This is a genomic window from Streptomyces xylophagus (assembly GCF_000716435.1).
Taxonomy (GTDB): Bacteria; Actinomycetota; Actinomycetes; order Streptomycetales; family Streptomycetaceae; genus Streptomyces; species Streptomyces xylophagus.
On record NZ_JNWO01000007.1, the window covers coordinates 181,227 to 194,265 of the forward strand.

The 13,039-nt window shown below is 69.3% G+C and carries 14 protein-coding genes and 1 pseudogene; 10 read left to right on the plus strand and 5 right to left on the minus strand.

Annotated elements, in window-relative coordinates:
• Positions 1 to 11 precede the first annotated feature (11 nt).
• Genes OO70_RS15855 through OO70_RS15865 form a run of 3 tightly spaced genes read left to right on the plus strand, consistent with a single transcriptional unit; the run spans position 12 to position 3,750 of the window.
• Positions 12 to 1,502 (plus strand): CoA-acylating methylmalonate-semialdehyde dehydrogenase, encoded by a 1,491-nt coding sequence (locus tag OO70_RS15855; protein ID WP_043670486.1) that lies wholly within the window; start codon positions 12 to 14, stop codon positions 1,500 to 1,502.
• A gap of 23 nt (positions 1,503 to 1,525) precedes the next feature.
• A complete protein-coding gene (locus OO70_RS15860; RefSeq protein WP_043670489.1) occupies positions 1,526 to 2,722 on the plus strand; it encodes a Gfo/Idh/MocA family protein in 1,197 nt (398 codons plus the stop codon).
• 29 nt (positions 2,723 to 2,751) lie between these two features.
• Entirely contained in the window at positions 2,752 to 3,750 is a 999-nt protein-coding gene (locus tag OO70_RS15865; RefSeq protein WP_043670492.1) for a sugar phosphate isomerase/epimerase family protein, read from the plus strand.
• A 70-nt stretch (positions 3,751 to 3,820) separates the two neighbouring features.
• Here the strand turns inward: OO70_RS15865 and OO70_RS15870 are convergent, their stop codons facing one another.
• Positions 3,821 to 4,438, minus strand: a complete 618-nt coding sequence (locus OO70_RS15870) for a short chain dehydrogenase (RefSeq protein WP_043670496.1) — start codon at positions 4,436 to 4,438, stop codon at positions 3,821 to 3,823.
• A gap of 127 nt (positions 4,439 to 4,565) precedes the next feature.
• Between OO70_RS15870 and OO70_RS15875 the strand changes: the two genes are divergently transcribed.
• Entirely contained in the window at positions 4,566 to 5,165 is a 600-nt protein-coding gene (locus tag OO70_RS15875) for a TetR/AcrR family transcriptional regulator (protein ID WP_043670499.1), read from the plus strand.
• Between the two features lie 28 nt (positions 5,166 to 5,193).
• Here the strand turns inward: OO70_RS15875 and OO70_RS15880 are convergent, their stop codons facing one another.
• Positions 5,194 to 5,553: a nuclear transport factor 2-like protein gene (locus tag OO70_RS15880; RefSeq protein ID WP_043670502.1), complete on the minus strand. Its 360-nt coding sequence runs from the start codon at positions 5,551 to 5,553 to the stop codon at positions 5,194 to 5,196.
• Between the two features lie 113 nt (positions 5,554 to 5,666).
• Between OO70_RS15880 and OO70_RS15885 the strand changes: the two genes are divergently transcribed.
• Positions 5,667 to 6,161: a winged helix-turn-helix transcriptional regulator gene (locus OO70_RS15885; protein ID WP_199827321.1), complete on the plus strand. Its 495-nt coding sequence runs from the start codon at positions 5,667 to 5,669 to the stop codon at positions 6,159 to 6,161.
• A 15-nt stretch (positions 6,162 to 6,176) separates the two neighbouring features.
• On the opposite strand, the gene OO70_RS15890 is transcribed toward OO70_RS15885, so the two are convergent.
• The gene (locus OO70_RS15890; protein ID WP_051741267.1) at positions 6,177 to 6,818 is read right to left on the minus strand and encodes a TetR/AcrR family transcriptional regulator; all 642 of its coding nucleotides are present in this window, start codon (positions 6,816 to 6,818) and stop codon (positions 6,177 to 6,179) included.
• Positions 6,819 to 6,958: 140 nt separating this feature from the next.
• On the opposite strand from OO70_RS15890, the gene OO70_RS15895 reads away from it, so the two are divergent.
• The 4 genes from OO70_RS15895 (at position 6,959) to OO70_RS15910 (ending at position 10,749) form a co-directional block, all read left to right on the plus strand.
• Positions 6,959 to 7,882 carry an NAD(P)-dependent oxidoreductase gene (locus OO70_RS15895; RefSeq protein ID WP_078651423.1) on the plus strand — a complete coding sequence of 308 codons (924 nt, stop codon included), beginning with the start codon at positions 6,959 to 6,961 and terminating at the stop codon, positions 7,880 to 7,882.
• Entirely contained in the window at positions 7,879 to 8,661 is a 783-nt protein-coding gene (locus OO70_RS15900) for an enoyl-CoA hydratase/isomerase family protein (protein WP_043670505.1), read from the plus strand. The genes OO70_RS15895 and OO70_RS15900 overlap by 4 nt, the downstream gene beginning before the upstream one ends.
• 75 nt (positions 8,662 to 8,736) lie before the next feature.
• The gene (locus OO70_RS15905) at positions 8,737 to 9,054 is read left to right on the plus strand and encodes a class I SAM-dependent methyltransferase (protein WP_078651424.1); all 318 of its coding nucleotides are present in this window, start codon (positions 8,737 to 8,739) and stop codon (positions 9,052 to 9,054) included.
• Between the two features lie 498 nt (positions 9,055 to 9,552).
• On the plus strand, positions 9,553 to 10,749 hold the full coding sequence (locus OO70_RS15910) for an FAD-dependent oxidoreductase (RefSeq protein WP_043670507.1): 1,197 nt from the start codon (positions 9,553 to 9,555) through the stop codon (positions 10,747 to 10,749).
• Positions 10,750 to 10,911: 162 nt separating this feature from the next.
• Here OO70_RS15910 and OO70_RS15915 read toward each other — a convergent pair whose 3' ends face one another.
• The gene (locus OO70_RS15915) at positions 10,912 to 11,769 is read right to left on the minus strand and encodes a thioesterase II family protein (protein ID WP_324604857.1); all 858 of its coding nucleotides are present in this window, start codon (positions 11,767 to 11,769) and stop codon (positions 10,912 to 10,914) included.
• Between OO70_RS15915 and OO70_RS52430 the strand changes: the two are divergent.
• Positions 11,711 to 12,146: pseudogene (locus OO70_RS52430) on the plus strand (Asd/ArgC dimerization domain-containing protein); the annotation flags it as partial. The gene OO70_RS15915 and the pseudogene OO70_RS52430 overlap by 59 nt on opposite strands.
• A gap of 225 nt (positions 12,147 to 12,371) precedes the next feature.
• Here OO70_RS52430 and OO70_RS15925 read toward each other — a convergent pair.
• Complete coding sequence (locus tag OO70_RS15925; protein WP_051741272.1) at positions 12,372 to 13,016, minus strand: GNAT family N-acetyltransferase; 645 nt, start codon at positions 13,014 to 13,016, stop codon at positions 12,372 to 12,374.
• Positions 13,017 to 13,039 lie beyond the last annotated feature (23 nt).

Consider the following 13,039-nt stretch of genomic DNA (forward strand, 5'->3'; position numbering starts at 1 on the left):
GACACCTTGCCGTGAATACCATTCAGCACTGGATCGACGGTTCGGCCGTGCCCGGCACGGACACCGCCGCGGTGTTCGACCCGGCCACCGGCCAGGAGCAGGCCCGGGTGGTCCTGGGCGGGCCCGATGTCGTGAACACCGCCTTCGTCGCCGCCGAGCGTGCCTTCGAGTCCTGGTCGGAGTCGTCGCTGTCGCAGCGCACCCAAGTGATGTTCGCCTTCCGGCAGTTGCTCGTCGAGCACGAGGAGGAGCTGGGGCGAATCATCTCCGCGGAGCACGGCAAGACCGTGGCCGACGCGCGGGGCGAGATCACCCGCGGGCGTGAGGTCGTGGAGTTCGCCTGTGGTCTCGGGGACGTCCTGAAGGGGTCGTTCTCCGACCAGGTCTCGCGGGACGTGGACGTACACAACTTCCGTCAGCCGCTCGGTGTCGTCGCGGGCATCACGCCCTTCAACTTCCCCGCCATGGTGCCTCTTTGGATGCACCCGATCGCCATCGCGACCGGCAACACGTTCATCCTCAAGCCCAGCGAGCGGGACCCGTCCGCCGCGAACTTCGTGGCCGAGCTGTACCGCCGCGCCGGGCTCCCCGACGGTGTGTTCAACGTCGTGCACGGCGGCAAGGACGCCGTCGACGCGATCCTCGCCCACCCCGGCATCGCGGCGGTCTCCTTCGTCGGGTCGACGCCGATCGCCAAGTACGTGCACGAGCAGGCCACTTCGCACGGCAAGCGCGTCCAGGCGCTCGGCGGAGCCAAGAACCACGCCGTCGTCCTCCCCGACGCCGACCTCGAGTTCGCCGCCAACCACATCACGGCCGGCGCCTACGGTTCGGCCGGCGAGCGCTGCATGGCCGTCTCCGTCGCCGTAGCCGTGGGTGACGCGGCGGACGGCCTGGTGGAGGTGCTGGCCCGCAAGGCCCGCGAGGTGAAGGTCGGCCCCGGCCACGTCCCCGGCGTGGAGATGGGACCGCTGATCACCAAGGTCGCGCAGGAACGCGTCGAGAACGCCGTCGGCATTGCTGCCACGCAGGGCGCGACCGTCGTCGTGGACGGCCGCGGCCTCAAGGTAGAGGGCCACGAGGACGGCTTCTTCACCGGCCCCTCCCTCCTCGACCATGTCACCGCCAAGATGGACGCCTACCGGGACGAACTCTTCGGCCCGGTCCTCGCGATCGTCCGCGTCGACACCCTCGACGAAGCCATCGCCGTCATCAACGCCAACCCGTACGGCAACGGAACAGCCCTGTTCACCGCCTCCGGCGAGGCCGCGCGCCGCTTCCAGCGCAAGGTCGAGGTCGGGATGATCGGCGTCAACGTGCCGGTGCCCGTGCCGATGTCGTACTACTCCTTCGGCGGTTGGAAGGACTCCCTCATCGGCGACTCCCCCATCCACGGCCCCGAGGGCATCCGCTTCTACACCCGCCCCAAGGTCGTCACCACCCGCTGGCCGCAGCCCGCCCAGCAGGTCTCCGCCGGCTTCAACTTCCCCACCTCCAGCTGACATCACGTCTCGAAGGACACCTCATGACCTCCTCCGCCAAGCCCTTGTCCGTCGCGGTGATCGGAGCCGGTATGGCCGGCCGCAGTCATGCCGCCGGATACCGCAACGTCAACACCGTGTTCGGGGCGGGCCTGCCGCCGGTCCGGCTGGCCGCGATAGCCGATGCCAACACCGCGCTCGCCGAGGACGCCGCCCGCCGCTACGGCTTCGACAAGGCGCTGCCGAGCTGGGAGGCCGTCGCCGAGGACCCGACGATCGACGCGGTCAGCATCGTCGTAGGAAACGCGCTGCACCGGCCGATCGCCGAGGCACTGGTCGCCGCCGGGAAGCACGTGCTGTGCGAGAAGCCGCTGGCCGGTTCGCTCGAAGACGCCCGTGCGATGGCCGAGTTGGAGCGGTCCGCCGATGTCGTCACCGCCGTCGGCTACACCTTCCGCCGCTCCCCCGGCATCGCCGCGATCCGCGACCACGTGCGGCGCGGGGAGCTGGGTGACCTCACCCTGTTCAGCGGACGTTACTGGTGCGACTACGCCACCGACCCCAAGGGGCCGCTGAGTTGGCGCTTCAAGGGAGGTGCCGGTTCCGGCGCGCTCGGGGACGTCGGCTCGCACGTCATCGACGCCGCCGAGTACGTCGCCGGACCCATCGCCTCGGTCTCCGGTGCCACGCTGTCCACGCAGATCCCCAAGCGTCCGCTGCCGCTGGGCGCGGTCGTCGGCCACAACGCCGCTCCCGTGTCGGACGAGTTCGGGGAGGTGGAGAACGAGGACACCGCGTCCTTCACGGCCCGCTTCGAGTCCGGGCTCGTCGGCACCTTCTCCGTCACCCGCACCGGTTTCGGGCTGCCCAACGGGCTCGCGTTCGACGTGCTCGGGGTCGGCGGCCGGGCCGCGTTCGACCAGCACCGGCCGGCCGAGTACCTCTTCGACGACGCCCAGCCCGACGCCCGTACCCGCGGCGCCCGGCAGATCATCGCCGGGCCCCAACTGCCGTACTTCGCGGGCGGGGTGCCGATGGAGGCACCGGGCGTGGGCGCGAGCAACGCCGACAACTTCACCTATCAGGCACGGGCGTTCCTCGACCAGGTGGCGAGGGTCGCCGAACCGCTCCCGGCCTGCGCCTCGTTCGCCGAGGGACTGCGGACCATGGAGATCATCCGCGCGATCGTCGAGTCCTCGCAGACCGGCGGCGCCGCCGTCACGGTCCCGCCCGCCGTCTGACCACCCGCACACATCCAAGGAGCACCCGCATGTCCCTCAAGCTCGGCGCCTACACCGCCTGTCTGCACGACCGCCCGCTGGCCGAGGCCCTCGACATCCTCAAGGAGAACGGCCTGACCTCCGTCGAGGTCAACACCGGCGGGTTCATCCCCTCCCCGCACTGCCCGGTCGACCTGCTGCTGTCCTCGGCGACCGCCCGCGAGGAGTACCTGGCGACCTTCGCCGAGCGCGGGATGGAGCTGACCGGCCTCAACTGCAACGGCAATCCCCTCAACCCGCTCCCCGGGGTCGGCCCGAAGCACGCCGACGACCTGCGCCGTACGATCCGCCTCGCGGGCCTGCTCGGAGTGCGGCACGTGGTCACCATGTCGGGCACGCCGGGCTCCGACCCGGACGCCAAGTACCCGTCCTGGGTGGTGAATCCGTGGGACGGCGTCTACATGGACGTCCTGGACTACCAGTGGGGTGTGGCGGTCGAGTTCTGGAAGGAGATCGACGCGCTCGCCCGGGAGAACGACGTCCGGGTCGCCATCGAGATGCACCCGCACAACCTCGTCTTCTCCCCCGTCACCCTGAAGCGGCTCGTCGACGCGACCGGCGCGACCAACGTCGGTGCGGAGATGGACCCTTCGCACCTGATGTGGCAGGGCATGGACATCGTCGCCTCCATCAAGTGGCTGGGCCCGCTGGTGTTCCACGCCGCCGCGAAGGACGCGATGCTGTGCCCCGGCGCCGACATCCGCGGTGTGCTGGACACGTCGTTCACCCGCGTGCCCGCCGACGCACCGGACAAGGTGCCCACCGGCTACGGCTTCTGGTGCAACTCCTGGCCCGAGAACCCGGCGTGGAAGTTCGTCGCCGTCGGCGTCGGCCATGACGTCGCGTACTGGACGGAGTTCCTGCGCGCCCTCGCCGAGGTCGACCCGGACATGGCCGTGAACATCGAGCACGAGGACGCCGCGTACTCGCAGACCGAGGGGCTCGCCCTGGCCGCGAAGAACCTGCACGCGGCCGCGGCCGCCGTCTGACCCGAACACCCCGACGCAGTACGGGACGGGCCCGGCCGACCGGGCCCGTCCACCGTCGTCGCAGTGGGGATCAGCTGTCGGTCCTGTGCAGCTTGAGGACGCGGCCGGTGAACGGATTCGAGAGGGCGCGGAGATAGGCGAGGGCGACCTCGGCGGCCGGTACCGGGGGGAATCCGGGGAAGTATGGGTGGTAGGCCACGGACTCCGTCAGAACCGTGGGGCTGACGCAGTTGATGCGCACACCGCGTGGCAGCTCCGTCGCGGACGCCTTCACGAAGCCCTCCACCATGTGATTCACCGTCGCGCCGATCGTGGCGGCCTGCGTGAACTCGTCCGCGAGCACGCCGGAGACCAGCGTGAACGAGCCCCGGTCGGCGATGTGGGGCAGAGCGGCCCGTACGAGGTTGATCTGCCCCATTCCCTTGGCCGCGACGGAGTCGGCCCACTGCTGGTCCGTGGCCTGCTCCAGCGGCGCCGGGAACACGTCCCCGGCCGCGCTGGCCACGGCGTCGAAGCCGCCGGCCTCGGCCACCTCGGCGAAGAGAGCCCGCAGGCTCGCCATGTCCGTGATGTCCGCCCGGAGGTCGCCGGAGCTACGGCCCACCGACAGGACCTCGTGTCCATGGGCGCCGAGCGTGTCACGCACGGCCGCCCCGATCGTCCCGGTTCCGACAACGATCACCTTCATGACGCACCCACTCCTCAAGATCATCGATCGCGTCATGCGTGGGCTCGGTCGACGCCGACGCATGCGTCAACGATAGACGAGATTGTCACTGACTGACAGGTTCGGCGGTGACCGCTATTCTGGTCGCATGGCCAACACAGCGAGGGCGAAGTCGGGGCTGCGGGAGATGACCCGCCGCATGGTGCGGACGCAGATCGCCGAGACCGCGATGACGCTGTTCGTGGCGAACGGTTTCGAGCAGACGACCGTCGAGCAGATCGCCGGCGCGGTCGGCATGTCGGGACGCAGCGTGTTCCGCTACTTCCCGACCAAGGAGGACATGGTCGTCGGCCACATGGACGAGATCGGCGACAGACTCGCCGAAGCCCTGGCGGCACGCCCCCTCGACGAGGACTCCTGGACCGCGCTGCGCCACGCCATGCAACCCCACCTCGACGAACTCACCGCCGACGCCGACACCAACATCGCCGTGGCGAGGATGCTCGACGCGACTCCCGCGCTGCGGCCGTCGTTGCTGAACAAGCGAGCACGCTGGGCGGACACCCTGCTCCCGGACATCACCCGACGCCTCCGGGGACCGACCCGCACCCGGGAACTACGGGCCCGCGCGATCGTCTCCTCCGCCCTGGCCTGCCTGAACGTCGCCGTCGACGAGTGGGCGCGAACAGACGGCACCAAGCCGATCGGCGAACTCCTCGACACCGCGCTGACCGCCGTCCGAAGCTGACGACGGGACATGCCGACGCCTCGACACCTCAGGGCTCGATGACGAGGCGTTCGACGAGGTCGTCGCGGAGGGTGAACCGGTAGTGCAGATCGACGACTCCGCCGGGGAAGTCGCCTTCGAGACGCTGCGTGGCGACACAGTGGGTCGCGTCGGACCGCTGAGCGTCAGTGAGCCGGGTGGTGTAGGTGAATTCGGTGGCGGATCGGCCCAGCCAGTCCACGATCGCCGCGGTGCCCTCGTACGTGTTGCCGTCGTCGATCACTGTGGCATCACCGGTGAACACCGAGACCGCGACGGCGGTGTCGTGGGCCGCGTGCGCCTTCAAGTAGCGGATGACCACCTCCGGCAGGGCGTCCGGGGCGATGGTCCGTGACTGGTCGTCGTGCATGACGCTCCTCCTGTTGACGGCCGCTCAGGCAGGTCTGACGGCCACCTCCGAGATGACTGCTAAAATAGAAGTAACTGACTTCGACTTTAGCAGTAACCGAAGGGACGGCCGCCGTGGCAAGCCGGATCAGGCTGGAGGACCGGGAGTGCCCGCTGTCCACGACGGTGCAGCACGTCGGCGAGTGGTGGACGTTGCTCCTGCTCCATGACGCCTTCGACGGCTACACGCGCTTCGACCAGTTCCAGGAGAGCCTCGGCATCTCCTCCAGCATGCTCACCACGCGACTGAAGACTCTCGTCGAGGACGGGCTGTTGGAGCGCAGGCCCTACCGGACCAACCCCGTCCGCCACGAGTACGTGCTGACCGAACTCGGCCACTCCCTCCGACCGGTGATCGTCGCCCTCGCCGCATGGGGCAACTCCCGCCTCGCACCGGCGGAACGCAGCATGATCCTCGTCGACGCGCACACCGGCGAGGAGGTCGAGCCCGTCGTCGTCGACGCCGGAACCGGTCGCCGACTCGACGACAGCAGCGCGTACGTCTTCGCGGCGGGCCCCGCCGCGAGCGACGCGATGCGCAACCGCTACGCACCGACGGAAGGGCACTGAAAGCGAGCAGCCGGTCTACGGCCTTTCGGCAGGGGAACCCCACGAGCCGCGGCGGTCGCCCTCGCGCACCGCGGCGTCCAGAAGAGGCCCGAGTTCCCGTGCCACGGTCGCCAGGGCACGAACGTCCTGCTCGGCCCTGGCGATGAGGATCGCCCCCTCCAAGGCGCTGATCATGAGCGTGGCCATCGCTTCGGCACGTTGCTCCGGCACGCCCATCTCGCCGAGGGCATGGGCGATGGAGCCGCTCCACGTGGCAAAAGCGGCGGAAGCGGCTTCGCGCGTCGCGACCACGGACTCCGCGCAGTCCACCGTGGCGGCGGCCACCGGGCAGCCGCCCGCGAACCCGACGGCCGCGTACTCGTCGGTCCACTGACGCACCATCTCGGCGAACAGCCCGCTCGGCGTCGGCTCGGGCAGCGCGGCGAGGAAACGGGTGACGCGATTGCCCGCGTATCGGCCGGCCCAGCCCACCGCCTCGTTCACCAACTGCTCCTTGCCGCCCGGGAAGTAGTGCTGGAGTGAGCCGCGCGGCGCCTGTGCGTGGACGGCGACCTCCCGCATCCCGGTCGACGCGACCCCGTCCCGACGGATGAGCTGCGCCGCGCTGTAGACCATCCGCTCGCGCGGCCCGCGTCCGGGCACCTCTGTCGCCGCCATCCGAGACCTCCTTCACCGTTCCGCAGGCTTCAGGACCCACTCTATGACCGCCGTCATAGAGTGGAATACTATGACCGCTGTCATGATCAGCGGCGGCGGAGACGTCCGGCTACGCCGCGGGACGGAAACGGCGGTACAGCGTGGCGTACGTGGGTTTCGTCGGCCTCGGGGTCATGGGCCAGCCCATGGCGCTCAACCTCGCCCGTGCGGGAACTCCCCTAGTGGTCTGGAACCGCACGCCCACCCGATGCGAGCCCCTGTATGCCGCCGGCGCCAAGGTCGCGGGAAGCCCTGCCGAGGTCTTCGACCGGGCCGACGACGTCGTGTTCCTCATGCTGGCCGACGAAACGGCCATGGACTCCGTGCTGGGCCGTGGCACTCCCGACTTCGCCGCGCGGGTCGCCGGACACACCGTCGTCCACATGGGCACGACCTCGGCCGAGTACTCGGGCAGCCTCCAGGACGACATCCGGTCGGCGGGCGGGAGGTATGTCGAGGCCCCGGTCTCCGGCTCCCGACTCCCGGCCGAACAGGGGCAGTTGGTGGGAATGCTGGCGGGGGACACCGATGCCGTGGAGGCCGTACGACCCCTGCTCGCCCCGGTCTGCCAGGAGACGTTCGGCTGCGGTGCGGTCCCGGGTGCCCTGCTGATGAAGTTCTCGGTGAACCTGTTCCTGATCACGCTGGTCACCGGACTGACCGAGGCGTTCCACTTCGCCGACCGGCACGGGCTCGACCAGAACCTGCTCCGGAACGTCCTGGACGCCGGCCCGATGGCCAGCGCCGTCTCCCGCGTCAAGGCACCCAAACTGGTGTCCCGCGACTTCGCCGTCCAGGCGGCGGCAGCGGACGTACTGAAGAACAACCAACTGATCGCGGAAGCCGCCCGCAAGGCCGGTCTGGCCTCCCCTCTCCTCGACATCTGCCATGCCCTCTACGACGAGACCGTCGCGCGGGGCCACGGCGGCGAGGACATGGTGGCCGTACTGCACGCGCTCGATGCCAGGACAGAGGCCGCCGCACCACCCGGCGCCCTCACTCCCCCCACGGAGGACGACACATGAGCTGGATGATCGAGCGCCGGGGCCGTGTTGCCGTCGTGACGATGACGACCAACCCGGTCAACGCGCAGAACCGCGCCTTCTTCGCCGACCTGCACGAGGCGTTCGACCGGCTCGAGCACGACCACGCGCAGTCCCCCGTCGTCCTGACCGGCACCGGCGCCCGCTTCTCCGCCGGCCTCGACCTCGGCGAACACTTCCCCCTCTTCGCCGGCGCCCCGGCGGCCGTCGCCACCTGGTTCCAGGACTACCGGGCGACCAACATGCGCCTGTTCACGTACCCGCGCCCGACCGTCGCCGCGGTCAACGGCCACGCCTTCGCCGGCGGCCTGATCACCGCCGCCGTCTGCGACTACCGGGTGGCCGTCGCCGACGGATCGGCACGGTTCGGACTCAACGAGGTGCCCATCGGCATCCCGATGCCCGCCGTCTACGTCCGCATGCTCGCCCACGCCTGGGGCGACCCGGTCGCCGCACGCACCTGCCTGCGCGGGGAGATCTTCACCCCGGATCAGGCGCACGCGCTGGGCATGGTGCACGAGTTGGTGCCTGCCGAGGATCTGCTGGAGCGGGCGATCGCCGTCGCCGAACAGACACCCGAGGACTGCGTCGAGCAGTACGCGTTCACCAAGCGGGCCTGCCAGGCCGCCGCCCTGCGCGACATCGCCGAACTCGCCGACCCGCTCGACACCGAACTCCCCACCGGAATGACAAGCGACCAGGCGCGCCACGCCCACCGCCGGTACTGGCAGCAACTCAAGGGCCGCCCGGCCGAGTGGTGAGCCGACGGCTCCCGACCTGGGTGACCTGGCAGCGCCGGGCCGGCGACGGAGAACGCAGGCACCCACTGGCGTTGCCTGGAAGTCGGCGGCGCTAGGGCTTCGTTGGGCGACTGGCTCGGAGAACAGGTGGGGCCGGAGGGCGAGGTGACGGTCACCGAGCTCGAACCGCGCTGGGCCGCTTCACGACACCGCCCACGTCACGTACGGCTGTTGCGCCACGACATCGTCAATGATCCGCTGCCGGGCACGGACTACGACCTCGTCCACGCCCGTCTCGTACTGCGCCACCTGCCGGAGCGGTTGGCGGTGCTCGAGAAGCTCGCGGCAGCCCTGCGGCCGGGCGGATGGCTGGTGCTGGAGGAGTTCGACTGCGGCTGGACGCGATGGTGGTGATGGTGTTGCCGACCGCCTGAGCGGGTGACATGACGGCCGCGGAGACCGCGAGTGCGGCGGGTAACACCAGCCACCGCACCAGCCGCCGCATCCGTAAGGCGGTACCGAGCGAGGTTCTTCCGTGCATGGGATCCCCTCCCGTAAATGACGCGCACATGACGAAACGGCCCTGCGCCGTCCCAATGTGCGAGCGGGTGGCCGGGGCGTACAGGGCGCACGGGCGGCGCACCCGGCCAACGCCCTACGCACGGGGGGGGCGGCGCCCTGCACCTGGTGGCTGCGGGGTTCCCTGCGGTGCGGCACCCGTAGTCCGCCCCCGTAGCGGTCTGAGCTCATTCGGCCCAATTGTCTGTTAGCGTGGTGGGCAGTGGACGCGCGAAAGAACGGTTCCCGGTTAGTGGTAAGTCCGGGCGGAGCTCGCGCTCTCAGCACACCGGCTTCTTGCCGGTAGTGCCCTGTGCGTCCCTTTCTCTCATCGGCATTGAGGAAGGGACTGTCATGTCTGAAACCCGTTTGCGTGTCATGGTCATCGGCGCCGGCCTGGGCGGCCTCTGCCTGGCCCAGGGACTTCGCCGCCGCGGCGTCGACGTCACCGTCTACGAGCGCGACGACGCCCTGCTCGTACGCAACCAGGGCTACCGCCTCTACATCGACCCCACCGGCGACCGCGTCCTGCGCGAGTCACTGCCCGCCGAGCTGTACGACCTCTTCCGCGCCACCGCCGGCTACCCGCCCCTGCGCATCGTCAAGCTCGACGACCAGGTCAACGAGACCCGCGTCCTGGAGGACGACCCCGACGAGACCCCGATCTCCGTCGACCGCCTCACCCTGCGCCAGATCCTCTTCGAGGGCCTGGCCGACCACGTGGCCTTCGGCAAGAAGCTCGTCCGCTACGACACCTCCGCCACCGGCGACGGCCCGGTCACCGCACACTTCGCCGACGGCACCACCGCCACCGGCGACGTCCTGATCGCCGCGGACGGCGTCAACTCCGCCGTACGCCGGCAGTATCTACCGCACGCCCGGATCATGGACAGCGGCGTCCGCCAGATCTACGGCAAGGTCCCGCTCGACGACCACACCCGCGGCCTCTTCCGCGACGTCATGTTCAACGTCTTCACCCCTCTCGTCGGCACCCGCGAGCGCTACATGGGCATCGGCCCGCACCAGCCCGACGAGCCCGTCGCGCAAGCCGCCGCCCGTCTCACTCCCGGCGCCGAACTGCACGACAGCGGCGCCTACATGGCCTGCTACTTTGGCGCCCGCGTCGAACGCTTCCCCCACGACGACCTGCGCTCACTGACCAGCCGGGAACTGCACCAGCTGGCCCTGAACATGACGAAGGACTGGCACCCCGGGCTGCGCGCCATCATCGAACACTGGCTCCCCGACGCCGTCTTCCCCCTCACCCTGCGCACCAGCATCCCGATCCCCGCCTGGCCCACCACCCCGGTCACCCTCCTCGGCGACGCCATCCACACGATGAGCCCGGCCGGCGGCGCCGGCGCCAACACCGCCCTGCGTGACGCCGCAGCCCTCACCGAAGCCCTCGCCCAGGCCGCCACCGGGGCACCCCTCATCCCCGAACTGCGCAAGTACGAGGCTGACATGACCGCGTACGGCTTCGCCGCGGTCCGTGAATCAGCCCGCGACGGCGCCGAACGCTCCCACCAAAACCCGCTGCCCACCGACTGAGTTGAGGCGCGGGCGTACTGACGGCTGCGGGAGCCCGGCCACCGCGTACGCCGCGGACCCGGCCGGTGCACCCGCACCGCTCGGTCCTCCGGCTGTGCCAACATCGTGGGACCTGGGCGGACCGGGCCGCCGCCAACGAACGGCGCGAGCGGGGCAGCCGGTTCACTCCCGGATCGGCAGCCTGTCGATCACGTCGCGGATCAGTCGGGCAGGGTTCTCGGAGAGATAGAAGTGGCCACCGGGGAACTGCACCACGTCGAGCGAGCCGGTCGTCCAGTCGCTCCAGCACTCGACGCCCTTGAGGGACACACCGTGGTCCGTCGTGCCGATGAACGCGGTGACGGGACACGCCAGACGCCCGTCCGCGCGAGGTCCGTACTCCGCCAGCAATCGGTAGTCGCCCCGAACCACAGGAAGGATGAACTCCCTCATCTCCGGCATCCGCAAGAGCTCCGGGGCCGTCCCACCGAGTTCGATCAACTCGGCGCACAGCTCGTCGTCCGTCCTCAGATGAAGGTCGCGCACGGGCGGGCGGTCCGGTGCCTCGCGAGCGGACGCGAAGAATCTACTGGGGGAAGACTTCCCAGCGGTCTGCATATGCAGACCGACTTCATAACCGACGACTGCTCCCATACTGTGCCCGAAAGCCGCCCATGGTCGGTCCAGCATACCGTCGAGTTCCGCGGCAATTCCTTCGGCCAGTTCGGGGATTCCGGTCGGCCATGGATCGCCGATCCGATCGAGACGGCCGGGATAACACGCGAGAATCAGTTCCACTTCAGGTGGGAGCAATTCAGCCCACGTCGCGTAGAGACTGTGCGAGCCACCGGCATGCGGGAGGCAGAGAAGCTGGATCTCGGCCTCCGGACGAGGTCGGGGCCGCCGTAGGGATCTGGTCTCCGCCATCGAACAGAACTCTTCTCTTCCATTGGTTGATCTGCAAGGAAATGGGGACGACCATATGCGAATCGGAATCATTGGCGCCACAGGGAACGCCGGAACGGTATTGCCCGATATCATCAAAGAGCGACCCGTCGATGAATTGCGCGTCTTCGCCTCCGCCCGCTCAGCCGGCCGCACCCTGACCTGGGGACACCAAAATTACCTGGTAGAAGATGTCCAAGGTCAACCCGCACGCCCTGGCCGACCGGCCCAAGGGAATCGTGGCCAACTCGAACTGTACGACGATGTCGATCATGCCGGTGCTGCGGCCTCTGGCCGGCTCCCTGGTCGATGGCGGGCTCGACGAGATCAACGGGGAGCAGAAACTGCGCAACGAGAGCCGCAAGATCCTGGGAATCCCGGAGCTCAAGGTCTCCGGCACCTGCGTCCGGGTACCGGTGTTCACCGGTCACTCCCTGCAGCTCAACGCCCGGTTCCAGGAGCCGTTGAGCGTCTAACGCGTACGACAGCTGCTCGCCGCGGGGGTGACCTTCCGGTGGTGTACGGCGGTACACGGCATCCGACCTGCGCGAACGTTCACGCTGCTGTGAATGCTCTGGCCGGGAGCGTGCGGCGGGTTGCGGGGAGGACGGATGACACGACGCGCGGAGAAGGAGCAGTCCGCCCGGCGGCTGCTGTTGCGCGTCGCCGGTCAGACCACGAAAGGTCCGCCGGCGCTGCTACGGGTGACTGCGTCGGGTCGAGGGCTCTGCAGGATCCGGTGCTGGGTGCAGGTCCCGCATCATGTCGAGCGACAGGGACCCGTCTGCCCCGGTGAAGAAGCCGACCGGCTGGAAGCCGTTCTTCTCGTAGTAGCGGATGGCGCGGGGGTTGTCGGCGCGGACGCCGCCCCACAGGATGATCCTCGTCTTGCCGAGCAGTCGTGCGACCTCCGTGACCAGCGGGAAGGCGAGTGTCCCGACGCCTCGGTCCTGGTAGTCGTCAGCCAGAGTGGGGCCGAAGCGGCAGTCGGTCGTCTCGGTGAGGCGGATGCCCGCGTCCTGGTAGCGCGCGATGTCCGCGGGGGTCAGAGCGAGGCTGAATTCGAGAAGGCCGACGATCCTGCCGGACGGCACTTCCTCGAGCACCAGCCTGAGCTTGTCGTAGCGCGCGATCGCGTCACACAGCTCCCGGGCGGTCGCGAGGCCGTACCCGTCGAACGTACTGAAGCGCCTCGATTCGGAGGACAGGGCACCGAGGAACTCGGCCAGTTGCCCCGTGTCGGCGTGCGTCAGCGGGCGGAGGACGACATCCGGACCGCCATGAGGTTGCAGACGGCTCGTCAGGCGAAGGGGGTCCTCAGCGATCTCCGTCAGCGTAAGCACCCAGCAGCCTCCCCTTTTGTTTC